Annotated in this window: 20 protein-coding genes; 8 read left to right on the forward strand and 12 right to left on the reverse strand. The window is 66.8% G+C overall.

From position 1 onward, the window contains the following. Nucleotide 1 precedes the first annotated feature (1 nt). Nucleotides 2-727: an LOG family protein gene (locus tag THITHI_RS0111435; RefSeq protein WP_018233230.1), complete on the reverse strand. Its 726-nt coding sequence runs from the start codon at nucleotides 725-727 to the stop codon at nucleotides 2-4. Nucleotides 728-991: 264 nt separating this feature from the next. Here THITHI_RS0111435 and polA point away from each other — a divergent pair, with 264 nt between their 5' ends. The 3 genes from polA (at nucleotide 992) to THITHI_RS0111450 (ending at nucleotide 5958) form a co-directional block, all read left to right on the forward strand. Beyond that, nucleotides 992-3703 carry a DNA polymerase I gene (gene polA / locus THITHI_RS0111440; protein WP_018233231.1) on the forward strand — a complete coding sequence of 904 codons (2712 nt, stop codon included), beginning with the start codon at nucleotides 992-994 and terminating at the stop codon, nucleotides 3701-3703. Nucleotides 3704-4309: 606 nt separating this feature from the next. Beyond that, nucleotides 4310-5086, forward strand: a complete 777-nt coding sequence (locus tag THITHI_RS18940; protein ID WP_018233232.1) for a tRNA 2-thiocytidine(32) synthetase TtcA — start codon at nucleotides 4310-4312, stop codon at nucleotides 5084-5086. 8 nt (nucleotides 5087-5094) lie between these two features. After that, a complete protein-coding gene (locus tag THITHI_RS0111450) occupies nucleotides 5095-5958 on the forward strand; it encodes a lysophospholipid acyltransferase family protein (RefSeq protein WP_018233233.1) in 864 nt (287 codons plus the stop codon). Between the two features lie 63 nt (nucleotides 5959-6021). Here the strand turns inward: THITHI_RS0111450 and THITHI_RS0111455 are convergent, their stop codons facing one another. The 11 genes from THITHI_RS0111455 to def form a co-directional block, all read right to left on the reverse strand. After that, nucleotides 6022-6972 (reverse strand): LpxL/LpxP family acyltransferase, encoded by a 951-nt coding sequence (locus THITHI_RS0111455; protein WP_018233234.1) that lies wholly within the window; start codon nucleotides 6970-6972, stop codon nucleotides 6022-6024. Continuing rightward, entirely contained in the window at nucleotides 6965-7297 is a 333-nt protein-coding gene (locus THITHI_RS0111460) for a tetratricopeptide repeat protein (protein ID WP_026186283.1), read from the reverse strand. Before THITHI_RS0111460 ends, THITHI_RS0111455 begins: the two co-directional genes overlap by 8 nt. Nucleotides 7298-7555: 258 nt before the next feature. Next, nucleotides 7556-8137 carry a class I SAM-dependent methyltransferase gene (locus THITHI_RS0111465; RefSeq protein WP_018233236.1) on the reverse strand — a complete coding sequence of 194 codons (582 nt, stop codon included), beginning with the start codon at nucleotides 8135-8137 and terminating at the stop codon, nucleotides 7556-7558. Nucleotides 8138-8163: 26 nt separating this feature from the next. Further along, nucleotides 8164-9615: a TrkH family potassium uptake protein gene (locus tag THITHI_RS0111470; RefSeq protein ID WP_018233237.1), complete on the reverse strand. Its 1452-nt coding sequence runs from the start codon at nucleotides 9613-9615 to the stop codon at nucleotides 8164-8166. Between the two features lie 97 nt (nucleotides 9616-9712). Continuing rightward, entirely contained in the window at nucleotides 9713-11086 is a 1374-nt protein-coding gene (gene trkA / locus THITHI_RS0111475; RefSeq protein WP_018233238.1) for a Trk system potassium transporter TrkA, read from the reverse strand. A 42-nt stretch (nucleotides 11087-11128) separates the two neighbouring features. Beyond that, complete coding sequence (locus tag THITHI_RS0111480; RefSeq protein WP_018233239.1) at nucleotides 11129-12508, reverse strand: sigma-54-dependent transcriptional regulator; 1380 nt, start codon at nucleotides 12506-12508, stop codon at nucleotides 11129-11131. After that, a complete protein-coding gene (locus THITHI_RS0111485; protein ID WP_018233240.1) occupies nucleotides 12505-14703 on the reverse strand; it encodes a sensor histidine kinase in 2199 nt (732 codons plus the stop codon). The genes THITHI_RS0111480 and THITHI_RS0111485 overlap by 4 nt, the downstream gene beginning before the upstream one ends. Then, nucleotides 14688-15272: a DUF4390 domain-containing protein gene (locus tag THITHI_RS0111490; protein WP_018233241.1), complete on the reverse strand. Its 585-nt coding sequence runs from the start codon at nucleotides 15270-15272 to the stop codon at nucleotides 14688-14690. The genes THITHI_RS0111485 and THITHI_RS0111490 overlap by 16 nt, the downstream gene beginning before the upstream one ends. Beyond that, complete coding sequence (gene rsmB, locus THITHI_RS0111495; RefSeq protein ID WP_156820530.1) at nucleotides 15269-16564, reverse strand: 16S rRNA (cytosine(967)-C(5))-methyltransferase RsmB; 1296 nt, start codon at nucleotides 16562-16564, stop codon at nucleotides 15269-15271. Before rsmB ends, THITHI_RS0111490 begins: the two co-directional genes overlap by 4 nt. 198 nt (nucleotides 16565-16762) lie before the next feature. Then, nucleotides 16763-17719 (reverse strand): methionyl-tRNA formyltransferase, encoded by a 957-nt coding sequence (gene fmt / locus THITHI_RS0111500; protein WP_018233243.1) that lies wholly within the window; start codon nucleotides 17717-17719, stop codon nucleotides 16763-16765. 37 nt (nucleotides 17720-17756) lie between these two features. Next, on the reverse strand, nucleotides 17757-18293 hold the full coding sequence (def, locus tag THITHI_RS0111505; RefSeq protein WP_018233244.1) for a peptide deformylase: 537 nt from the start codon (nucleotides 18291-18293) through the stop codon (nucleotides 17757-17759). Nucleotides 18294-18468: 175 nt separating this feature from the next. On the opposite strand from def, the gene THITHI_RS0111510 reads away from it, so the two are divergent. The 5 genes from THITHI_RS0111510 to THITHI_RS0111530 are packed head-to-tail and all read left to right on the forward strand — an operon-like array spanning nucleotide 18469 to nucleotide 24353. Further along, complete coding sequence (locus THITHI_RS0111510; RefSeq protein WP_051079996.1) at nucleotides 18469-19632, forward strand: LysM peptidoglycan-binding domain-containing protein; 1164 nt, start codon at nucleotides 18469-18471, stop codon at nucleotides 19630-19632. Between the two features lie 10 nt (nucleotides 19633-19642). Then, nucleotides 19643-20773, forward strand: coding sequence for a DNA-processing protein DprA (gene dprA, locus THITHI_RS0111515; RefSeq protein ID WP_018233246.1), 1131 nt, complete (start codon nucleotides 19643-19645; stop codon nucleotides 20771-20773). A gap of 2 nt (nucleotides 20774-20775) precedes the next feature. Next, the gene (locus tag THITHI_RS0111520; RefSeq protein ID WP_026186287.1) at nucleotides 20776-21249 is read left to right on the forward strand and encodes a DUF494 family protein; all 474 of its coding nucleotides are present in this window, start codon (nucleotides 20776-20778) and stop codon (nucleotides 21247-21249) included. Between the two features lie 33 nt (nucleotides 21250-21282). Continuing rightward, entirely contained in the window at nucleotides 21283-23766 is a 2484-nt protein-coding gene (locus THITHI_RS18945; protein WP_018233248.1) for a DNA topoisomerase I, read from the forward strand. A gap of 8 nt (nucleotides 23767-23774) precedes the next feature. After that, nucleotides 23775-24353 carry a Sua5/YciO/YrdC/YwlC family protein gene (locus THITHI_RS0111530; protein WP_018233249.1) on the forward strand — a complete coding sequence of 193 codons (579 nt, stop codon included), beginning with the start codon at nucleotides 23775-23777 and terminating at the stop codon, nucleotides 24351-24353. The last annotated feature ends 5 nt before the right edge of the window (nucleotides 24354-24358 follow it).

The raw sequence follows: 24358 nt of genomic DNA on the forward strand, positions 1-24358 counted from the left end.
GTCAGAGCTCCATCAGCTTTTCTTTCTCTTCCGGGGACGGCTCGAATCCCCGGGCCTCGTAGTAATCGAAAATGGCGTTGACCGCCGACTTGGGGTCGTCCACCAGGGTGTAGAGTCTCAGGTCCGATTCATCGATGGTGCCCTGTGCCACCAAGGTGTCCTCGAACCAGGCCAGCAGACCCTTCCAGAAGGCGCTGTGCACCAGGATGATGGGGATGCGCCGGGTCTTGCCCGTCTGCACCAGGGTCAGGATCTCCGCCAGTTCGTCCAGGGTACCGAACCCGCCGGGCAGCACCACGTAGGCGGAGGCGTACTTGACGAACATCACCTTGCGGGAGAAGAAGTGCCTGAAGGCCAGGGAGACGTCCTGGTAGGGATTGGCCTGCTGTTCGTGGGGCAGTGCGATGTTGAGGCCCACACTGGGGGACTTGCCGCCGAAGGCCCCCTTGTTGGCGGCCTCCATGATGCCGGGGCCGCCGCCGCTGACCACCGCAAAACCCGCATCCGACAATTCCCGGGCGATGTCCTCGCCCAGCTGGTAGATGGGGTTGCCGGGCTCGATGCGTGCCGAGCCGAAGATGCTCACCGACGGCTTGATGCGCGCCAGCCGCTCGAAGCCCTCCACGAACTCCGCCATGATCTGGAAGATCTTCCAGCTCTCGCGGGTCAACGCGGAGTCGTCGATGGGCTGGAGCCCCGGGTGCTCGGAACGGGAGGTGGGATTCATGGTTCTGAAGTACTCGAAATGGTTGAATCCTAGCTTATCCCCAAACCGGGGTCGGGTAAAACGCCGGGTGGGATGGTTGGCGTGGAGGTCGCAGAGGAAGGCTTATGCATTCTGTTCTCCGCGACCTCTGCGCCTGCGCGACCTCCGTATTGAATCACGTAGCGTACTCTTTCCCACATGATCCGGAATGGCCGGTGCTTTTCCAATTGAGGCGCACACGCACCATAATGCTGCCAGAGATCTGAACCGCCGGAGTGAGAAGCCGTGAGCAAGACGCCGCCCCTGGTGCTGGTGGACGGGTCGTCCTACCTGTACCGCGCCTTTCATGCCCTGCCGCCGCTGACCAACGCACAGGGGCAACCCACGGGGGCCGTCTACGGCGTGGCCAACATGCTGCGCAGGCTGCTCAAGGACTACGCCCCCGAACACGTGGCGGTGGTGTTCGATGCCAAGGGCAAGACCTTCCGGGACGAGATGTACGCCGAATACAAGGCGACCCGCCCGCCCATGCCCGACGAACTGGCGGCCCAGGTGGGGCCGTTGCACCAGTTGGTCGAGGCCATGGGTCTGCCGATGCTGGTGATCCCCGGCGTGGAGGCGGATGACGTGATCGCGACCCTGGCCCGCCAGGGGAAGGAGCACGGCCTGGAGGTGGTGATCTCCACCGGTGACAAGGACATGGCCCAGCTGGTGGAGCCCGGGGTGACCCTGGTCAACACCATGACCGGCACCACCCTGGATGCCGACGGGGTGAAGGAAAGGTTCGGGGTGCCGCCCGAGCGCATCGTCGACTATCTGGCGTTGATCGGCGACACCGTGGACAACGTGCCCGGGGTCGACAAGGTGGGCCCCAAGACGGCGGTGAAGTGGCTCGAGGCCTACGGAAGCCTCGACGGCATCATGGAGCATGCCGACGAGATCAAGGGCAAAGTGGGCGAGAATCTTCGCACGGCCCTGGACCATCTGCCCCTGTCCCGGGAGCTGGTCACCGTGCGCCGGGACGTGGAACTGGGCGTGACTCCCGAGGGCCTGCGCCTGGGCGAGCCGGACCGCAAGACGCTCAAGGATCTGTTCACCCGCCTGGAGTTCCGTACCTGGCTCAAGGAGCTGGAGTCGGGTGAGGGGCACACGCAGGCCGCTACAGACGATCCGCCCGCCGTTCAGTCCGCCCAGACCTACGAGACCATTCTTGATGAGGCGGCTCTGGACGCCTGGATCGGGCGCCTGGAGGCGGCAGCGCTGTTCGCCTTCGACACCGAAACCACCAGCCTGGACTACATGCAGGCGCAGGTGGTGGGGGTGTCGTTCGCGGTCACCCCGGGCGAGGCGGCCTACCTGCCGCTGGCCCACGACTATGCCGATGTGCCGAACCAGTTGCCCCGGGACGGGACCCTCAAGCGCCTCAAACCCCTGCTGGAGAGCGCCAGGCACAAGAAGCTGGGTCATCACCTTAAATATGACCGCAATGTGTTGCTCAACCACGGCATCGAACTGGACGGCATCGCCCACGACACCATGCTGGAGTCCTACGTGCTCAACAGCACCGCCAGCCGTCACGACATGGATACGCTGGCGGAGAAGCACCTGGATTACCGCACCACGCACTACGAGGACGTCGCCGGCAAGGGCGCGAAGCAGATCCCCTTTTCCCAGGTGCGCCTCGAGGACGCTACCCCCTACGCGGCCGAGGATGCCGACATCACCCTGCGGCTGCATGCGCACCTCTGGCCGAAGCTCGAGGCCGCCGAGGGTCAGTGCCGAGTGTACCGGGAAATCGAGATGCCGCTGGTGCCGGTGCTCTCGCGCATGGAGCGAACCGGGGTCAAGGTGGACGCGGACCGGTTGTTCGCCCAGAGCCACGAGCTCGCCGAGCGCATGGGCCAGATCGAACGCGAGGCCCACGAGGTCGCCGGCGGGGCCTTCAACCTGGGCTCGCCCAAACAGATCCAGGAGATCCTGTTCGAGCGCCAGAAGCTGCCGGTGCTGCGCAAGACCCCCAAGGGTCAGCCCTCCACTGCCGAGGACGTGCTCGAACAGCTCGCCCTGGACTATCCCCTGCCCAGGCTGATCCTGGAGCACCGCTCGCTGTCCAAGCTGAAATCCACCTACACGGACCGGCTGCCCGAACGCATCGACCCGGACACGGGACGGGTGCACACCTCCTATCACCAGGCGGTGGCCTCCACCGGGCGGCTGTCCTCCTCGGACCCGAACCTGCAGAACATCCCGATTCGTACCGAGGAAGGCCGCCGTATCCGCCAGGCCTTCGTGGCCCCCGAGGGCCGGCTGCTGGTGGCGGCGGACTACTCCCAGATCGAGCTGCGCATCATGGCGCACCTGTCAGGCGACGAGGGGCTGCTCAAGGCCTTCGCCGAGGGCCGGGATATCCACCGGGCCACCGCCGCCGAGGTGTTCGGCGTGCCCCTGGACAAGGTATCGGGCGAGCAGCGCCGGGCCGCAAAGGCCATCAACTTCGGGCTGATCTACGGGATGTCCGCGTTCGGGCTTGCCCGGCAGCTGGGCATCGAGCGCGGCGAGGCCCAGGACTACGTGGACCGCTATTTCGCCCGCTATCCCGGCGTGAAGACCTACATGGAATCCACCCGGGAACAGGCCCGGGAAGCGGGCTACGTGGAGACCCTGTTCGGGCGGCGGCTTTATCTTCCGGACATCAACGCCCGTAACGGCCAGATCCGCGCGCAGGCGGAGCGGGTGGCCATCAACGCCCCCATGCAGGGCACCGCCGCGGACATCATCAAACGGGCCATGATCCAGGTGGATAACTGGATTCGCGAATCTCGAATACCGGCTGCCATGATCATGCAGGTGCATGACGAGCTGGTGCTGGAGGTGGAAGAGGGCGCCGTGGACGACGTGCGCGAGGAACTGTGCCGGCGCATGTCCGGGGCCGCCGAATTGAAGGTGCCCCTCCTGGTGGAGGCGGGCATAGGAAAGAATTGGGATGCCGCACATTAGTCAGGGGTGAGGGGTGAGGAGGTAGGCGTGCAGGCGTCGGGGTTGCGGGTCGGGCAAAAAAAGCCCCGGCTGGCGCCGGGGCTCAAAAAAGGCTCAACTTGGGGGAGTCTGAGCCATCCACCCGCTCAGGGAGGGAAGCGGGGAAGCGCCGGGCTACAGCGCTTACCGATTATGACCGGGCGCCTGAAAAAAAGTTCTCACCCGATCGGTCGGTGACCGGAAATGTGAGCTCTGTCCGGGCTACCGCCGATCCGTCAACCGCGTGCTGCTGCCCGGGCCACCGCCGCTCCCCCGAGAACCGGACCGCCCGGTCAGGTCGCCCGCCGTGCCGCACCGCCTTCAGATATCGGAAATCCCTCACATTTTCACCCTTTCTGGCCGAGTTGCCGGGGGCCGGTAAAACTTTTCCGGTGCAAGCGTTGTCATAATGAACAAGCGCTCTAGCCCGGCGCTTCCCCGCTTCCTCCCCTGAGCGGGATCTGGCTCGAGCCCCCCAAGATCGAGCCTCCATGGTGCCCCGGCCGCCCGTTCTTCCTGAACCGGCCGCCGGGGTTCTTTTTTGGCGCCTTGCCGGGAAACCGCGGGGCACGTACTCTTCAATCCCTGATGAGCGCATTCGCCCCGCCACCCAAATCCCTGATCCGCCTCACCGGCAAGGCACTGGGGGATTTCCGTATGATCGCCGACGGCGACCGGGTGCTGCTGGGCGTCTCCGGCGGCAAGGACTCCCTCAGCCTGCTGCACCTGCTGCACCATTTTCAGCGCCGGGCCCCGGTGCGCTTCGACCTGGCAGCGGTCACCATCGATCCCCAGAGCGAGGCCTTCGACCCGTCGCCGCTGATCCCCTACATGGAGTCCCTGGGGGTCGAGTACCACTACGTGCGTGAGCCCATCATGAAGCTCGCGACGGAACACATGGACAACGACTCCTACTGTGCCTTCTGCTCGCGCATGAAACGCGGCCTGATGTACCGCACCGCGCGGGAGCACGGCTTCAACGTGATCGCCATGGCGCAGCACCTGGACGACCTGGCGGAGAGCTTCCTCATGAGCGCCTTCCACGGCGGGCGGCTCAAGACCATGAAGGCCCACTACCGCATCGATGCGGGCGACCTGCGGGTGATCCGGCCGCTGGTCTACGTGCGCGAACGCCAGACGGCGGATTTTGCCGGGGCGGCCGGATTGCCCGTGATCAGCGAGAACTGCCCGGCCTGCTTCGGCATGCCCACTCAGCGCCAGCATATGAAGGAACTGCTGGCCCGGGAGGAGGCGCAACTGCCGCGTCTGTTCCGCAACCTGCTTTCCACCCTGAGGCCGCTGATGTCGGAGGGCCTTGAGGACGTCCCGGAAGCACCGGCCGCGCCGGTCCGCAGGCAGGCCTGATCCGCCCGATGGGCGGCCTGCTGCTTCGCGCGCTGCTCGGCCTGCTGGCCCGCCTGCCTCTGCGATGGAACCATGCCGTCGGCGGGACCCTGGGCTGGCTTGCCTGGGTCTGTCCCAACAGCTTGCGGCGCATCTCCGAAGCAAACCTGGCCCGGTGCTTTCCCGAACAGGATAACGCCTGGCGCCGGCGTGTGGCCCGGGCCAGTCTAATGGAGACCGGCAAGGCGCTCACCGAGGCCCCCTGGCTTTGGCGCGCCGGGCCGGAACGTATCCGGGCCCTGCTTCGGGGCATTGAGGGTCAGGCCCATCTGGATCGTGCCCTGGCCGAATCCCGGGGTGCGTTCCTGGTTTCGCCCCATCTGGGCAGCTGGGAGTTCGCCGGCCTGCATCTGGCCACCCTGGGGCCCATGACCAGCCTGTACCGGCCGCCGCGCATGCGGGCCCTGGACGCCCTGCTGCGCGCCTCGCGGGAGGCCACCGGCGCGCGATTGGTGCCCACCACGCCGAGCGGCATCAAGGCCCTGCGCCGGGCGTTGGCGCAGGGCGAATACATCGGGATGCTGCCGGACCAGACCCCCAAGGGTGCCAGCGGCGTGTTTGCGCCCTTCTTCGGGCGGCCGGCCTACACCATGATCCTGCTTGCCCGCCTCGCCGGCCCCGCGCGCACGCCGGTGGTCTTCGGTTTCGCCGAACGCCTGCCCCGGGGCGGCGGCTATCGTTACCACGCCATCCCTGCCCCCGGGGGCCTCTACAGCGAAGACCCGGAAACCGCCGCCACCGCCATCAACCAGGCGGTGGAGACGCTGGTGCGCAAGTGTCCGGAGCAATACGTGTGGAGCTATAAGCGGTTTTCCAGGAAGTGGGAAGTGTGAATCGGGAAGTAGGAAGCAGGGTGTCTGGTTTCTCTTCCCACTTCCCGATTCACACTTCCCACTTCAATAGACGTTGCCTTCTCCCGCCGGGCGCGTCTTGAAGAACTTGAGTGTCCACAGGTACTGGGCGGGATCGCGGCGCACGACCGCCTCGATCGCCTCGTTCATGCGCCGCGCGTCCTCCTGCGCGTCGCCGCTCGGGAAATCCCCCATGGGTGGCTCCAGGCGCATCTCGTAGACGTCCTCATCCGGCCGGTAAATGCTCAGGCTCGGCAGCACGGCGGCGCCGGTGAGCTTCGCGAGCCTTCCCAGCGCAGGCAGCGTGGCCTTGGGCACCCCGAAGAACGGCACGAAAACCGAATGTTCCGGACCCAGGTCCTCATCCGGCAGGTAGTAGAAGAAACGCCCCCGACGGATATGACGAAGCGCGGGGCGCAGGCCCTGCGCCCGGGCGAAGATGTCGCCGCTGTACTGGGTACGGCTGCGGTGATTGATCCATTCCACCACGGGGTTCTTCATGGGCTTCGCGAAGGACACGCCGTCGTGGATCTGGCTCATGCGCAACCCGCCGAAATCCAGGGCCGGCGCGTGGGGGGCCAGTATGATCACCGGCCGCCCCGCCTCCCGGCAGGCCCGGTAGTGTGCCTCCCCCGTCAGGCGGATCCGCTGCGCGTGCACCCCGGGACCGCGAAACCACAGCATCCCGTAATCCAGGAAACACTGGGCGGTGATGCGAAAGTGTTCGCGCAGCAACCGCTCACGGGTGCTTGCATCCATCTCCGGAAAACACAGTGCCAGATTGACCGAAGCAATGTGCCGCCGCCGTGCGGAGAAACGCCACATGAGGACGGCGAGCCCCCGGCCCAGGGCCCGTACCAGCGGGCGCGGCAGCATGCTGATCAGCGCCACCACCCCCAGCCCCAGCCAGGTGGGCCAGTAGCGGGGATGAAGGAGGCCTGCGTGAAACGGCGCTCGATACGCTTCGGGGGCCGGGCCGGCCGGCGCCTCAGCCATCGGCACCGCCCAGCTGCTTCAGCGAGCGCCGCCGGAAGACCTGCATCTCCTTGGATGCCTGCTTGTCGCCCCGGGCCTCGGCCACGGCGATCCCCTCATCCAGGGCCTCCACGGCGGCCTGATGTTCGCCGCATTGTGCCAGTGCCTTGCCCAGCAACGTCCAGGCCGCCGAGTACCTGGGATCGTGACCCAGGGCCGCGCGCAGGTGGGGCACCGCCTCGGCGGCCCGGTCCTCGGCCAGCAGCGCGTTGCCCAGGGAAAATCGGAGCATTGCATTGTCCTGCCCGGCATCGAGCATGGATTGGAATTTCTCGATCATGGTCATGAGGACAAGTATAAGGATGAAGGATGAAGGATGAAGGATGAAGGATGAAGGATGAAAGTGAAAACCGGCGCCGACCCGCGGAAGTGAGGTGAATTGGGCGCACGTTGCGCAGGCCCCGGCCGACATCCTCCACCGCGCCCTCTTCCCGGTAAGCCAGTGGCAGCCGTAGGATGGGCAAAGCGAAGCGTGCCCATGCGGTCCCCGAGCGGCGTTCGCAACTCTTTCTTCCAACCGCCTCTGCCCCTCCCTCCTGACCCCTTACCCCTCTCGTACACTGACCAGGTACGCCACGTTGCGCAGGCCGCGGCCGACATCGCCCACCACGCCCTCCTCACGGTAGGCCAGCAGGCGCAGGGGCGAGAACAGGTGCAGGAGTTCGTTGGGGGCGAGCAGGAAGTCCGGATTGGACGGCCCCGCATCGTCCACCTTCTCGCGGGTAAAGGTTTCGTAGAACAGCAGGCCCCCGGGCCGCAGGGCCTCGCGGAGCGCGGGGGCCAGGGTCCTGTCGAGGAAATAGGACACCACGATCACGTCGAAGGTACCCTTTTCGGGCGGAGCGTTCTCCACGTCCCGGACCGACGCGGCCAGCGGCAGCCCGCGCGTGTGCGCGTGCCGGTTGAGCTTGTCCACGGCCACCGGCGAGATGTCCCAGGCCTGCGTTTCGAGTCCCAGACCGGCCAGCATCTGCGCGTTGCCCCCGAGCCCGGCGGCCACGTCCAGCGCGCGTCCGGCGGCGGGCAGCAGATGCCCGAATTCCGCCAGCACCCGGCAGGGTGTGGCCCGCGCCACGTCCGCGTCCTGGTAACGGGCATCCCATTTGTCGCGCAATGTGTCGGTCATGCGTCTCGCACGGCGATTTCCCGGGTTCAACTGCGCCAGAAGGCCGGGGTGAGGAGCACCAGCACGGTGAAGATCTCCAGGCGGCCCATGACCATGGCCAGGCACAGCATCCACTTGGCGAAGTCGTTGATGTCCGCGTAGTGGGGGCCCACGTCTCCCAGGCCGGGCCCGAGGTTGTTCAGGGTGGCCGCCACGGCGGAGAACGCCGTCACCTGGTCCAGGCCGGAGGCCATGAGCGCCAGCAGAATGATGACATACACCGCCACGTAGGCGGAAAAGAACCCCCACACCGCCTCGACCACGCGGCTGGACAGGGCGCTGCGGCCCACCTTGACGGCGATCTCCGCGTTGGGGTGCACCAGGCGCAGCACCTCGCGCTGTCCCTGCTTGAGCAGCAGCAGGATGCGGATGACCTTGATGCCGCCGCCGGTGGAGGCGGCACAGGCACCCACGAAGCTGGTGAGGATCAGCAGTACCGGCAGAAAGCCCGGCCAGTTGTAGTAATCCGTGGTGGTGAAGCCCGTGGTGGTGCCGATGGAGACCGCCTGAAAGATCCCCTGGCGCAGGCTGTCGCTCCAGCCTGCCGTTGTGGTGGTGTAATAGAGATAGCCCACGCTGATCGCGGACACCGTGGCGACGATGGTCACGTAGGCACGGAACTCCGCGTCCTGCCAGTAATGCGCGATGGTCACCCCGCGCCATGCGAGAAAATGCAATGCGAAGTTCACGCCGCCCAGCAGGATGAACGTGACCGCCACCGCCTCCACCGCCGCGCTGTCGAAGTGTCCCATGCTCGCATCATGGGTGGAAAAGCCGCCCAGGGACACCGTGGAGAAGCTGTGCGCGATGGCGTCAAAGGGCGCCATGCCCACGGCCCAGTAAGCCGTCGCGCAGGCCACGGTGAACCCCAGATACAGGTACCACAGGGCCTTGGCGGTCTCGGTGATGCGCGGGGTGAGCTTGGTGTCCTTCACCGGCCCCGGCATCTCCGCCCGGTAAAGCTGCATGCCGCCCACGCCCAGCATCGGCAGGATGGCCACCGCCAGCACGATGATGCCCATGCCACCCATCCACTGCAGCTGCTGGCGATATATGAGGATGGCGCGTGGCAGGTCGTCCAGTCCGGAGATCACGGTGGCCCCGGTGGTAGTGAGCCCGGACATGGACTCGAACACCGCATCGGTCACGGAGATGGCCAGCGATTCGTCCAGGTAAAGAGGCAGGGCGCCGAACACGCCGAGCACCATCCAGAACATGAACACGACCATGAAGCCGTCACGCAGGCGAAGTTCCTTGCGCACCCTGTAGACCGGCACCCAGATCACCAGACCCGTCAGCAGCAGGATGCCGAAGGCCTCCAGAAACGGCCACATGGCCTGTTCACCGTAGTACAACCCCACCGCGGCAGGCGGCAGCATGGCCATGCTGAACAGCATGATCAACAGGCCGAGAATGCGCTGGATGACTGTTATCTGCATGAAGGCAGTGGCAAGTGGCAAGTGGCAAGTGGCAAGGGACAGCAAAACGCGCGCTTGCGCGCGCCTCCCTTGCAACTTGCAACTTGCAACTTGCCACTCATAGGAACGTGACGCTCACCGCGAACAGGCGCTCGACCTCGTTGATGCGGCGCTTGTCCACCAGGAACAGGATGACGTGGTCCTCCGCCTCGATGACGGTGTCGTGGTGGGCGATGATCACCTCGTCACCGCGTACCAGCGCGCCGATGTTGCAGCCCCGGGGCAGTTTCAGTTCGTCGATGCGCCGGCCCACCACCTTGGATGTCTTGGAATCCCCGTGCGCCACCGCCTCGATGGCCTCGGCAGCCCCGCGCCGCAGGCTGTGCACGGCCACCACGTCGCCCCGGCGCACGTGGGCGAGCAGGGCGCCGATGGTCACCTGCTGCGGCGAGATGGCAATGTCGATGGCGCCGCTCTCGACCAGGTCCACGTAGCTCGGCCGATTGATGATGGACATCACCTTCCTGGCGCCCAGTCGCTTGGCCAGCATGGCCGACAGGATGTTGGCCTCGTCGTCGTTGGTGAGTGCGCAGAAGACATCCGTGTTGTCGATGTTCTCCTCGAGCAGCAGATCCTCGTCGGCGGCGTCGCCGCGCAGCACGATCACGTTCTCCAGAATCTCGGAGAGTTCCCTGGTGCGCTCCCGGCTGCGCTCAATGAGCTTGACCTGGTACTTGCCGGAGAGCGCCTGGGCCAGGCGCCTGCCGATGTTGCCGCCGCCCGCGATGATCACCCGCTTGTAGGGTTTGTCCAGTTTGCGCAGTTCACTGGTGATGGCGCGGATGTTCTTCTTGGCCGCGACGAAGAACACCTCGTCGTCGGCTTCGATCACCGTACTGCCTTCGGGGAATATGGGCGTGTCACGCCGGAAGATGGCCGCCACCCGCGTCTGGATTCCGGGCATGTGCTCGGACAGTTCACGCAGTTCGTGTCCCACCAGCGGCCCGCCGTAGTAGGCCTTGGCGGCCACCAGCTGTACCCGGCCGTCGGCGAAGTCCAGCACCTGCAGACTGCCGGGGTGCTCGATGAGCCGCTGGATGTAGGTGGTGACCAGTTCCTCCGGGCTGATCAGCACATCGATGGGCAGGGCTTCCTGGGAGAACAGGCTGCTGTGACACAGGTACTCGGAGGCCCGTACCCGGGCAATCTTGGTGGGCGTGTGGAACAGGGTGTAGGCCACCTGACAGGCGATCATGTTGGTTTCATCGCTGTTGGTGACGGCGACGATCATGTCCGCGTCCCTGGCGCCGGCCTGTGCCAGCACATCGGGGTGAGAACCCACGCCGACGATCCCCCTGAGATCCATGCGCGCCTGGAGTTCACGCAGGATGTCGCCGCGGACATCCACCACGGTGATGTCGTTGGCCTCGTGGGAGAGACTCTGGGCCACGGATGTACCCACCTGCCCGGCGCCAAGGATGATGATCTTCATGAAGCGCGATTCCTCGCGAAAGGTGTTCGGCGACGCATTCTATCAGCCATCACCGCGCGTCTTGCGCGGTTCGATGCCCAGGGCCTTAAGCTTGCGGTACAGGTGCGTGCGCTCCAGACCCACCCGTTCCGCCAGTCGCGTCATGTTGCCCTCGGCCCGTTCCAGCTGATGCAGCAGGTAGCCCCGTTCGAACTCCTCCCGGGCTTCGCGCAACGGCAGGTCCACGGGGATCGCGCCCGGTGCGGTTTCGGCCGGACCGCGCAGCCCGCGGCCGGAGAGCGCGAACTCCACTTCACTGCCGCTGACGTCCTCGCCGCTGCCCAGGATCAGCAGGCGCTGCACCACGCTGCGCAGTTCGCGCACGTTGCCGGGCCATTCGTGGCGGCGCAGGCGCTGCATGGCGTCGGGTGCGAAATGCCGCAGCGGCAACCCCTCGCGTTCGTGCAGGCTGGCGACAAAATGTTCCACCAGCACCGGCACGTCCTCCCGGTGCTCGCGAAGCGGCGGAATATCGAGGGGCACGACACTCAGGCGATAGAACAGGTCCTCGCGGAACGCGCCCTCACGCACCAATGCTTCCAGGTCCTTCTGGGTCGCGGCCACCACGCGCACGTCCACGGCCACCGGCTCGCTGCCGCCCACCCGGTTGATGCGTCTCTGCTCCAGGGCGTTGAGCAGGCGGCCCTGGATCTGCAGGTCCATGTCGGCCACCTCGTCGAGGAACAGCACACCGCCGCTGGCGCGCTCCAGCAGGCCCTGGCGTACCCGCTCGCCCTGTTCCTGTCCCAGCAGTTCGACGGCGGACTCGTCCGGCGCCAGGGAGGCTACCGCCACCTCGACGAAGGGATGTGCCCGGCGGCTGCTCTGGCTGTGCAGATAGCGGGCGAATGTCTGCTTGCCGACGCCGGCTTCACCGCTGATCAGCACCCAGGTGTCGTGCTGCGCGATGCGCCGCACCTGAGCACGCAGGTCCTGCATCAACGCGCTCTCTCCCTCGGGATAGGCGGCGCGCTCCAGCTGCTGGCGCAGGCCCACGTTCTCCCGGGCGAGTTGGTCCGCTTCCAGTGCCCGGGATACGGTGAGGATCAGCTTGGCCAGTGACAGGGGTTTCTCCAGGAAGTCGTAGGCCCCCAGCCGTGTCGCCTCCACGGCGGTCTCCACCGATCCGTGTCCGGACATCATGATGACCGGGAACTCCAGGCTGCCGCCCTCCTGCCATTCCTTGAGCAGTGAAATGCCGTCGCCGTCCGGCATCCAGATGTCCAGCAGGACCAGGTCAGGAGTCCGGGCGCCGCGCCGTTCCCGGGCCTCGGCCAGGGTGGCCGCCACTTCCACCTGGTAGCCCTCGTCCTCGAGTATCTCCTGCACCAGGGCCCGGATATCGGGCTCGTCGTCCACCACCAGGATAGTCGGTTCGTTCATCCGGCCTCCCGGGCGCTGTGACGCTCGGCCGCGGCCTCGCTGCTGATGGGAAGGCGGATGGTGACGCATGCGCCACCGCCCTGCCGGTTCTCGGCCCACACCATGCCGTTGTGCTCTTCGACGATCTTCTTGACGATGGCAAGCCCCAGGCCCGTGCCCTTGGGCTTGTTGGTGACATAGGGCTCGAACAGCCGGGGCATGAACTCCTCCGGTACGCCGGGTCCGTTGTCACGCACGGACAGTTCCACCACGCTGCAGCGGGCCTCCTGGACACAGCGGGTCTCCATCTCCAGGCGGGGATTCTTCACGCCCTCCAGGGCCTCCAGGCCGTTCTTGATCAGGTTGTGCAGCAACTGGCGCATGCGCCCGGCGTCCGCCTGGATGTCGGGAAGTTCGTCCGCCAGGGTCAGGGTCAGGCGGTGCCTGTCGTTGCCGTACAGGTCCGCCACCTCGCGCACGAGGTCGTTGAGACTCAACGGGTGTACGGACATGTGCGGCGTGCGCGCGTAGTCGCTGAAGGCGTTGACCATGGCCTTCATGGCTTCCACCTGCTGCACGATGGTATGGGTGGCGCGCTGGAGGACCCGGGCCTGATCGGTGTCCATGCCGGGCAGCAGCTTGCGTTGCAGGCGCTCGGCGGAAAGCTGGATGGGCGTAAGCGGATTCTTGATCTCATGGGCCAGCCGCCGGGCGACCTCGCCCCAGGCGGCATCCCGCTGGGCCTGCAGCAGTGCAGTGATGTCGTCGAACACGATCACCACTCCGCCGTGGGCGCCGCTGCCGGTCGGCAGTGCCACACCGCGGCACATGAGCACCTTGCGCCCGCCGCTGCCGAACACGGTGATCTGCGCCCGCCACTCGTCCTCCTCCCGGGGGAGGCTGGTGAGCTGCTCGTTGAATCGTTGGACCAGCGCGTTCTCGAGACCGATATCCGCCAGCTTGTGCCCGATCCGGTTCGTAAGGTCCGCCTCCAGGATCTGCGCGGCGGCGGCATTGGCGGTGCGCAGCACCCGCTGGGGATCCAGGGTGACCACGCCGGATGACAGATGCTGCAGGACGGTCTCCAGGTAGGCGTGCTGGCTCTCGGCGAGGCGCCGGCTGCGTTCCGCCTCGTCCCGGGTTGCCGCGAGCGTGGACGTCATGGCGTTGAAGGAGCGCACGAGGAATCCCAGCTCGTCGCGCTGGCTCACGGGCAGTTTCTTGTGGTACTCCCCTGCCGCGACCCGCCGCGTGCCTTCCGCCAGCTCGCGGATCGGCGCCACCAGCCGCCCCGCCGAATAGAATGCCGCCCAGACCGCGGCCAGTACGGACACCAGCAGGGCCAGTGACAGGGTGATGGCGAAGCTCTGCTTCAACGGTGCCCGCAGATAGGCGAATTCCTTGTACTCGGAAAAGGCGTCCTGGACGCTGTCCGCCAGCGCGCTCATGCGGCCCTCCACCGGATAGATGGCCTGCAGGATTCGGCCCTCGCTGCCCGGGCGCTGCGCGGCCACCGGCACCACCACCCGGATATAGAGGCCGGTGTCGTACACCGGCTCAAGCGCCACGTAGTTCTGCCGCTGGGCCAGCACCAGGAAGACCTCCGGACTCGGGAGACTGGGCAGTCTGCGCACTGTATCCCCGATGCTCGAAGCGACGATGCGGTTGTTGCTGCCGATGAGCGTCAACTCGCTCGCCCCGCTTCGCTGGCGCAGGTCGTTGAGGGTCAGCGGGGCCAGGGCGTCGGACACGTCCACCAGTTCCTCGGCCAGCCCCTCCGTCTGGCGCGTGAGCTGTCGCGTTCGAAGGTCCAGCGAGGAACGCGACAACTCCAGGGCGTCCTCCAGGGCCTTCTCCACGCGCACGTCGAACCAGCTGTCGATGCCCTCGTCCAGGAATTTCATGGAAAAGTAATACACGATCGACACCGGCGCCAGGGCCAGCACCACGAAGATCAGCACGAGCTTGAGGGTGAGCCGTGAACCGGGTTCGCGGTTCACCGCCTGGCGCACGGCCTGATACACCTTGGTGCCGATGAGCACGGACAGGAAGACCAGCCCGAGCGTGTTCAGCAGCAGAAGCCAGATGTAGAGGCGTTCGAACCGCTCGGAGTTGCGCGCCGCGTCGCCCATCACGTAGAGCGACCCCAGCAGCAGCACGAAGATCACCGCCATGGGCAGCAGACCCAGCGAGAGACGTTTCAGCGCAGCGACCATGTGTACCAATCACTCACCGGACTCCAGTCCGGGGACAGATAGGCCCGCACCCGCAGGGGCAGGGGCAGGGCGTCGACGGCGATCCGTGCCCTGAGGCGGCCGTCATACTGACTCTCCCGGTTCAGGAGGCTGGCGTCCATCAGGGGCAGGGCCTCCAGCTCACCGAGAAACGCCAGCACCGAGGAGAATCGAAAAAAACTGTGCTGCACACCGGTATTGAGATGGGTGACCAGATACAGGCGGCTGAGGGCGTGATACTCCAGCCGGTAGCGCTGGACGACCGTGGCCACGTGGGCGTCCAGCCACCAGGCGCGCACACGATGGACGTCCACCTGGACCTCGAACACCAGGGCCACCCCGTTATGCAGCGCGTCGCTCAGCGCGGGACTCAACTGGTACCGGATGCCCGCATTGAGTTGATACACTCCATCCACCAGTTGTGTGCGCGCAAAATCCACGGAAAACAGCGGTTCTTCCTTCGCCTCGACCGGCCCGGCGAAGCCCGCTATCAGCCATCCCGCGAGGAGCAGGCCCGTGAGGCGCAGGGGATGTAGGGGGGCAATGATCAAGTCTTTCTCAGCCTGGCATAGTAAAAGCCGTCCATGTCCTGCTCTCCGGCGAGGATCTGGCGACCAGGCGACCCGGGGCGCCCCCAGCCGCCGGAGATCGGGGCCTCCTCCGCATCCGGATAGGCGCGCAGGAAGTCGCGTACCTGGCCTGCGTTTTCCTGCGGCAGCATGGAACACGTTGCATACAGAAGCATACCCCCCGGGGCCAGCAGGGGCCAGAGAGCCGCCAGCAGTTGTGCCTGGCGTGTCACCAGGGGCGCGATGTCCGATTTCTGGCGCAGCACCTTGATGTCCGGATGACGGCGGATCACGCCGGTGGCGGAACAGGGTGCGTCCAGGAGAATGCGATCATAGGGGCCGCCCTCGTGCCAGGCACCGGGGACCGCTGCGTCGCCCGCCACCAGGCGCGCACGGCGGCCCGCGCGCACCAGGTTTTCGCGTACCCGTTCCAGGCGTTCGGCATCCACGTCCAGCGCCGTGAGGTCCAGTGCCCCGCCCGCGGATTCCAGCAGGTGCAGCGTCTTTCCGCCGGGCGCCGCGCAGGCGTCCAGGACCCGCATGCCGGCCCGGCACTCCAGCAGGGGCGCGGCCAGTTGTGCGGCGGCGTCCTGCACCGACACCAGGCCCTCGGCAAAGCCCGGCAGCTGCGCCACGTCCACGGGCGTTTCCAGCGTCAGCGCCGATGCCACCGCCAAGTGCGCCCGGGGTTGCATCCCCGCCGCCGTCAGGGATGCCGCGTGCTGTTCCCGGGTGGTGCGGGACAGGTCCACCCGCAGGGTCATGGGTGCCTGCCGGTTGAGGGCTTCGCCGACCGCCTCCCAGTCATCCGGCCATGCGGACTGCAGTGCCGACAGGAGCCAGCCGGGTAACGACAGGCGTGCCGCCGGTTCCCGGTTGATGGCGGATTGCAGTGCCGCGCCTTCCCGTTGCGCCCGGCGCAGCACCGCGTTCACGAGCCCCACGGCCCAGGGTTTGCCCAGGCCGCGGGCGAGCCCGGCGGCTTCCCGGATGGCAGCGTAGTCAGGCGTGCGCAGGTGCAGCAGTTCGCACAGGCCCATCTCGATGGTCAGGCCCACGTCCCGGTCCTTGGCGCGCAGAGGTTTGCTGAGCAGGATCCCGGTCAGCGCCTCGAGCTGGTGATGCCAGCGCAGGGTGGCGAAACACAGGGCCTGGGCAAAGGCCCGGTCCCGGGGCGCGAGCGGGGCCAGCAGCGGCGGCAGCGCATCGGACAGGGAACTGCCGTTGAGCATCACCTGCTTGAGTGCATTGAGGACGATCTGGCGGGGAGACACGGTTTGGAAGTGGGAGGGTTGAATTGGGAAGTGGGAAAAATCGAGGCGAAGTGTGATCCTAGTGTACTGCTTCGCCCCTGCGGGTACATTCAGACTGGCGGTGAGGAAGTGGGAAGAGTGAACTGGACGGGGCCAGAAAGTCATGTGTCCCCGCAGTTCCCTCCTCGCTGCTCCCACATCGATTTCCCACTTTCCGATTCACACTTCCCACTTCTCAAGCCGTTCCCCGAGCAGGGAACGGCTGTTGAGCACCTCGTGCGCATCCAGTGGCCGACCACCGGGGAACTGCACCCGTGTGAGGCGCAACAGTCCATCGCCGGTGGCCACGTCGATGCCTACCGGGCCCTCGGCCACCACGGTGCCGGGGGGCGCGGTGACCGGCGAGGCCACGGGCCGTGCCTGCCAGATGCGCAGGGGTTGGTCGTCCAGGTGGGTGAAGGCCACCGGCCACGGGTTGAAGGCACGCACCTGCCGGTCCAGCGTCGCTGCCGCCAGGAACCAGTCCAGTTGCGCCTCCGCCTTGCTGAGCTTGCCGGCATAGGTGGCCAGGGAGTCGTCCTGCGGCTCAGGCTCCAGACGGCCCTTCACCAGGGCCTCAAGACAGGTGAGCAGCAGGGCCGCTCCCTGGATGGCGAGGCGATCGTGCAGATCCTGGGCGGTGTCGGTCGGGCCGATGGGCGTGCGGGCCTTCATCAGCATGTCGCCCGTGTCGAGGCCCGGCGCCATCTGCATGAGCGTGACGCCGGTTTCGGTGTCGCCCGCCAGGATGGCGCGCTGGATGGGGGCCGCACCGCGCCAGCGGGGCAGCAGGGAGGCGTGGATGTTGAGGCAGCCGTGCTCGGGGATGTCCAGCACCGCCTTCGGCAGGATCAGCCCGTAGGCCGCCACCACCATCACGTCCGGCGCGTAGCCCCGCAGCCGCTCCTGCACATCGGCCGACTTGAGGCGCTCGGGCTGCTCCACGGCGATGCCGTGCTCCAGGGCGACCCGTTTCACCGGGCCGGGCATGAGCCTTCGCCCCCGGCCGGCCGGCCGGTCCGGCTGGGTGTAGACCGCCGCCACCTCGTGGGGCGAGTCGATCAGCGCCTGAAGTGCCGGCACCGCAAACTCGGGCGTGCCGGCGTAGACGATGCGCAGCTTGGGGGTCGAAGGCAAGGTTAGGCCTCGGGGTCGTAACCGCGAGAATTTAATGTCAGATGGCGTGCTGGCGGTCGATGTTCCTGGGCAGGTTGCCCTGGCGGGCCAGCTTTTCCAGCTTCTTCTGGATGCGGCTGCGCTTGAGCGGCGAGAGGTAGTCCACGAACAGCTTGCCGTCCAGATGATCCATCTCGTGCTGGATGCATACGGCCAGCAGGCCGTCGGCGTCCATCTCGCAGACTTCTCCATCGCGGTTCAGGGCGCGCACCCGCACCCGGTCGGCGCGCCGCACGGTCTCGTAATAGCCGGGCACTGACAGGCAGCCCTCCTCCATTTCCTCCTCGCCCTCCCGGGAGAGTATCTCCGGGTTGATCAGCACGAGGGGCGCATCCCGGTTCTCTGAGATGTCGATGACGATGACCTGGCGCTGTACGTTGACCTGGGTCGCGGCCAGCCCGATGCCCGGGGCCTCGTACATGGTTTCCAGCATATCGTCCACCAGCCGGCGGATGTCGTCGTCCACTTTTTCCACCGGCACGGCGCGTTTGCGCAGTCGGGGATCGGGAAAATGAAGGATTTCAAGTTTGGCCATGACCGCTTATCCGCTGTTCGTCCGTCTCTGGGGGATATTCGTGCAGTAGTGCAAGTTTTTCTGCTAATGTAGTGATCATACTAATATAATGTGGTCAGCCGAGGGCTATTCAAGCTGGCCGGAACAGGGTGCCGAGGAGCCGGCGCCATAGAACAAGCGACTGACAGGGGGAATGATGTCCGCCAATATTTCGCCTCGCACCGCACGGAGGGTGTCCGCCGCCGTGTGTATTCTAGCGTTACTGGGCGCCGGATGCGCCAGTAAGGCGCCGGACCCAGCCCCCGAACCCACCGCGGCGCCGCAACCGGCCCCCGCACCGACGGCCGCGCGTCCCGCGCCGGCCCCGGAGCCGGCCCCGAACCCGGCCCCCGCGATCCGCGAGAATGCACCGGAGCGCTATGTGGTGCAGCGCGGTGACACCCTCTGGGACATCTCCAGTACATTCCTGCATGATCCATGGTACTGGCCGGAGATCTGGTACGTGAACCCCCAGATCGCCAACCCCCACCTTATCTATCCCGGGGATGTGATCAGCCTGTACTACGTGGATGGACAGCCCCGGCTGACCGTGGATGGCGGTCCGCGGGTCCGCCCCACCGAGCGCCTGTCTCCCCGGATTCGTACCGAACCGCTGCCCCCGGCCGCGGAGGTGCCCATCCAGAGCATCCATCAGTTCCTGATGCGTCCGCGGGTGGTGACCGAGGAGGAGCTGGATCAGGCCGCCTATCTGCTCGCCTCCCAGGACGACCGCCTGGTGTTCGGTGCCAATGACCGGGTCTATGTACGCGGCATGCCGGAGGCCATGGAGGAGGAGCGCTACGGCATCTTCCGCAAGGGCGTCGAACTGCGGGATCCGGAAACGGACGAGTTCCTGGGTTTCGAAGCCATCCCGGTCGGTGATGCCGAGGTGGTGCGCGGCGGCGACCCGGCGACCCTGATCATTACCCGCAGCGACCGGGAGGCCCTCAAGGGGGACCGCCTGCTGCCCCTGCATAACGGTGACCAGGACTTCGTATTCACCCCCCACTCCCCGCCCCGGGACGCGGACGGCCGGGTCATCTCCCTGTTCGACGCCATCAGCCAGATCGCCCGTTTCCAGGTGTGCGTGATCAACCTGGGCGAGCGCGACGGCATCGAGCAGGGCCATGTGCTGGCCACCTACCAGAGCGGCCGCGTGGTGCAGGACCAGTTCGCGAGCCAACGGGGTGAGCCGGTGACGCTGCCCGACGAGCGCATCGGACTGATGATGGTGTTTCGCACCTTCGAGAAGGTGAGCTACGCCCTGGTCATGGAATCCACCCGGCCCATCCAGGAAGGCGACGCCCTGCGTCACCCCTGAGGGCCGGTTCGTGGACAGGGACGTCCTCGAAGACTGGCTGCGCCTCCGCCATGCGCCAGAGGTGGGTCCCGCCACCCTCGCCCGCCTGCTTGCGCGGTTCTCCACACCCGGCGCCATTCTCGCGGCCCCCGGTGGCCAGTTGCGTGCCCTGGGGCTGGGTGACCGGGCGCTGGCTGTCCTGGACGGGCGCGAAGTGCCGCCCGGCGTGTCCGCCGATCTGCGGTGGGCCGAAGGGGCGGATCATCACATTCTGACCCTGGACGACCCCCGATACCCGCCCATACTTCGCGAGATCGCCGCGCCGCCGGGGGTCCTGTATGTGATCGGGGACCCGGACGTGCTGGCGGACCCGCAGTTGGCGGTGGTGGGCAGCCGCCACCCCACGCCCGGCGGCACCGAGTCGGCCCGGGCGTTCGCCGCCCACCTGGCCCGCTCGGGACTGGTGATCACCAGCGGCCTGGCGCTGGGCATCGATGCGGCGGCCCACCAGGGGGCCCTGGACGCACATGGCGCCACGGTGGCGGTGATGGCCACCGGCCCCGACCGCATCTACCCGGCCCGCCACAAGGATCTGGCCCATCGCATCGCCCGCGGAGGCGCGCTGGTATCGGAGTTCCCCGTGGGCACCCACGCCCGCGCGGAGCATTTCCCACAGCGCAACCGCCTCATCAGCGGCCTGTCGGCGGGCACCCTGGTGGTGGAGGCGGCGCTCGGCAGCGGTTCCCTGATCACCGCACGCTGTGCCTCCGAACAGGGCCGGGAGGTATTCGCCATGCCCGGATCCATCCACAATCCGGTGGCCAGGGGCTGTCACCGGCTCATCCGCCAGGGCGCCAAACTGGTGGAAACCGCCGACGACGTGCTGGAGGAACTGGCGGCCATTCTGCGTCCGGTGACAGCGGCTGCGGCGCCGCCGAGCCCTGCGGCGGATGATGCGCAAGTCTCTGATGAAGCGCGTGATCCGGACCACGAACGGCTTCTGGAGGCCATGGGTTTCGACCCGGTGACCGTGGATCAGATGGTCTCGCGCACCGGATTGACCGTCGAGGCCGTTTCCTCCATGCTCCTGCTCATGGAGCTTCGCGGTCAGGTGGCTTCACTCTCCGGCGGACGCTACGTTCGCCATCAGCCGGAACCCTGAGAATGAAAGAAAACGTGCTAGACGTGCTCATGTACCTGTTTGAAAACTATGTTGACGAGGATACCGAGATCGAGCCGGACCGGACCCAGCTTCAGGACAAGCTGCTGGAGGCGGGTTTTCCCGGCGCGGAGATCGACAAGGCCTTCGAGTGGCTGGAGAACCTGGCCAACCAGGAGGACGCCATCGGACATCCCGTCAACGGCACGGCCCTGCGCGTCTATACCGACCGTGAGGCCGAGCGGCTGGATGCCCGTGCACGCGGCTTCCTGCTGTTCCTGGAACAGAACGGCGTGCTCGGCGCGGCCACCCGCGAGCTGGTGGTGGACCGGATCATGGACCTGGAGGCCGAGGATATCAGCCTGGATCAGCTCAAATGGGTCACGCTCATGGTGCTGTTCAACCAGCCGGACCAGGAGGCCGCGTATACCTGGCTGGAGAGCATGATGTTCGAGAGTCCCCCGGAGTTCCTGCACTGATGCCCCCCGTTCCACACAGGGGGTGGCCGGTCCATGGGTAATCACCTGGTCATCGTAGAATCCCCCGCCAAGGCCAAGACCATCAAGAAGTACCTGGGACCCGACTTCGAGGTGATGGCCTCATACGGGCATGTGCGCGACCTGGTGCCCAAGGAGGGTGCGGTGGATCCGGAGCACGGCTTCCGGATGAATTACCAGGTGATCGAGCGCAACGAACGCCACGTGGACAGTATCATCAAGGCGCTGCGCAAGGCCGATTCCCTGTTGCTGGCCACTGACCCGGACCGCGAAGGCGAAGCCATCTCCTGGCACCTCTACGAGCTGCTCAGGGATCGCGGCGCGCTCGACGGCAAGGAGGTCCGGCGGGTGGTATTTCACGAGATCACCCAGCGGGCGGTGAAGGATGCCATCGAACACCCCCGGGGCCTGTCCTTCGAACTGATCAACGCCCAGCAGGCGCGCCGCGCCCTGGATTACCTGGTGGGTTTCAATCTTTCGCCGCTGCTGTGGAAGAAGATCAAGCGCGGTCTCTCCGCCGGCCGGGTGCAGAGCCCGGCGCTGCGCATGATCGTGGAGCGCGAGGAAGAGATCGAGCGTTTCGTCAGCCGCGAATACTGGACGCTGGAGGCGGACCTGGACAAGGGCGGCGAGGGGTTCAACGCCAAACTCCATACCCTCGACGGCCGCAAGCTGGACCAGTTCGACATCGCCGACGAAACCGCGGCGAACAGCGCCCGCGATACCCTGCTCTCCGCGGCAGGCGGAAGGCTGCGCGTGGCCCGCGTGGAGAAGAAGCAGCGTCGGCGCAACCCGGCGCCGCCGTTCACCACCTCCACCCTCCAGCAGGAGTCGGTGCGCAAGCTGGGATTCTCCGCAAGCCGTGCCATGCGCGTGGCCCAGCAGCTCTACGAGGGCGTCGATCTGGGGTCCGGGCCCGTGGGCCTGATCACCTACATGCGTACCGACTCGGTGACCCTGGCCGGCGAAGCCCTGGCCGAGATCCGAGGCCTGATCGAGCAGCGCTACGGTCGCGACAAGCTTCCCGAACACCCCCGCCAGTACAAGACCAAGGCCAAGAATGCCCAAGAGGCCCACGAGGCCATACGGCCCACCTCGGCCATGCGTGTGCCCGATGAGGTGAAGCGCCACCTCACCACGGACCAGTTCAAGCTCTACGACCTGATCTGGAAGCGCACCGTGGCCTGCCAGATGCTGCATGCCACCCTGGACACCGTCTCCGCGGATCTGGCGGCCGGCACTGACCGCCACCTGTTCCGGGCGTCCGGGTCGTCGGTGCGCGATCCTGGTTTCATGGCCGTCTACCGGGAGGGCCGGGACGACGCCAAGGAGGAGAGTGACGAACGCATCCTGCCGCCGCTGTCCGAGGGCGATACAGTGACGCTCCAGGCACTTCGCGCCGAACAGCATTTCACGGAGCCGCCGCCGCGCTACACGGAGGCTAGCCTGGTGAAGACCCTGGAGGAATACGGTATCGGCCGCCCCTCCACCTACGCAAGCATCATCTCCACGCTGCAACAGCGCGAGTACGTGGAGATGGACAGCCGGCGTTTCATCCCCACGGATATCGGGCGCATCGTGAACGCCTTCCTGACCCAGCATTTCGCCCGGTACGTGGATTACGATTTCACCGCCCGGCTGGAGGACGAGCTGGACGAGATATCCCGCGGCGAGAAGGAATGGATTCCCGTGATGGAGGGTTTCTGGAGCGCTTTCCGGGATCAGGTCCAGGAGAAGGAGGCCACGGTGACCCGCGCCGAGGCCGTGCAGGCCCGCGAACTGGGCACCGACCCCAAGAGCGGGCGCCCGGTGAGCGTACGCATGGGCCGCTACGGGCCGGTAGTGCAGATCGGCACCAAGGACGACGAGGAGAAGCCCCGCTTCGCGGGCCTGCCCCCGGGCCGGAAGATGGACCTGGTCACCCTGGAAGAGGCGCTGGAGCTGTTCAAGCTGCCCCGGGAACTGGGCGAGACGCCGGAGGGCGAACCGGTCCAGGTGAACATCGGGCGCTTCGGCCCCTACGTGAAGTTCGGCGGCCGCTACGCCTCGCTCAAGCCCGAGGACGATCCCTTCACCATCGAACTGCCCCGGGCCTTGGAGCTGGTGGCCGAGAAGAAGGAAGCCGACGCCAACAAGTATATCCGTGTCTTCGAGGATGCCGGGGTGCAGGTGCTCAACGGACGCTACGGTCCCTACATCACCAACGGCAGCAAGAACGCCCGCATCCCGAAGGACCGAGACCCCGCGAGCCTGACGCTGGAGGAATGCCAGGCGCTGCTGGCAGCCGCGCCCGAGCGCAAGGGCCGCCGCGGTGCCGCGAAGAAGGCCGCGCCCGGGAAGAAGGCGGGCCCGAAGAAGAAGGCGGCCCCGAAGAAGAAGGCTGCGGCCAAGAAGCGGGCCGCGCCCAAGAAGAAGTCCACGAAGAAATCCGCGGCGAAGGGCTCCGGTGCCAAGTCCGGCGCCGCCTCCCGTGAGTCCGGGGCCGGCATCCCTCGCTGAACCGGGCCATGACCCGCCCCGCGCCCCCGTCCCACCGCCTGATCAGGAGCCCGAGAAAGGCCGCCGCGGTCATTCGCAGCGGGGGTGTGATCGCCTACCCCACAGAGGCGGTCTTCGGCCTGGGCTGCAACCCGCGCGATCCCGTGGCCGTGGCGCGCCTCCTGGCGATCAAGCGCCGCGATCCCGCCAAGGGGCTGATCCTGATCGCGGCAGATCCCGAACAGTTGACACCGTATCTTCGTTCCCTGGACGAGGCCGCCGATGCCCGTGCCCGGGCCGCATGGCCGGGCCCCGTGACCTGGCTGTGGCCCGCCCGCCCCGGGACGCCCCGCTGGCTTACCGGTGAGCACGATACCCTGGCCGTTCGCGTCACCGATCATCCGCTTGCCGCCGAACTCTGCCGGCATGCCGGGCCCGTCGTGTCCACCAGCGCCAACCTCGCCGGGGAGGAGCCGGTCCGCACCGCGGCAGCAGCGGTAGCCGGCCTTGGGCGCCTGCTGGACGGTGTCCTCGCCGGCCCCGTGGGCGGCCGGGACCGCCCCAGCGAGATCCGGGACGTGCTGACCGGCGAGGTCATCCGGGGTTAGTAAGC

It is taken from the genome of Thioalkalivibrio thiocyanodenitrificans ARhD 1 (assembly GCF_000378965.1).
Classification (GTDB): domain Bacteria; phylum Pseudomonadota; class Gammaproteobacteria; order Ectothiorhodospirales; family Ectothiorhodospiraceae; genus Thioalkalivibrio_A; species Thioalkalivibrio_A thiocyanodenitrificans.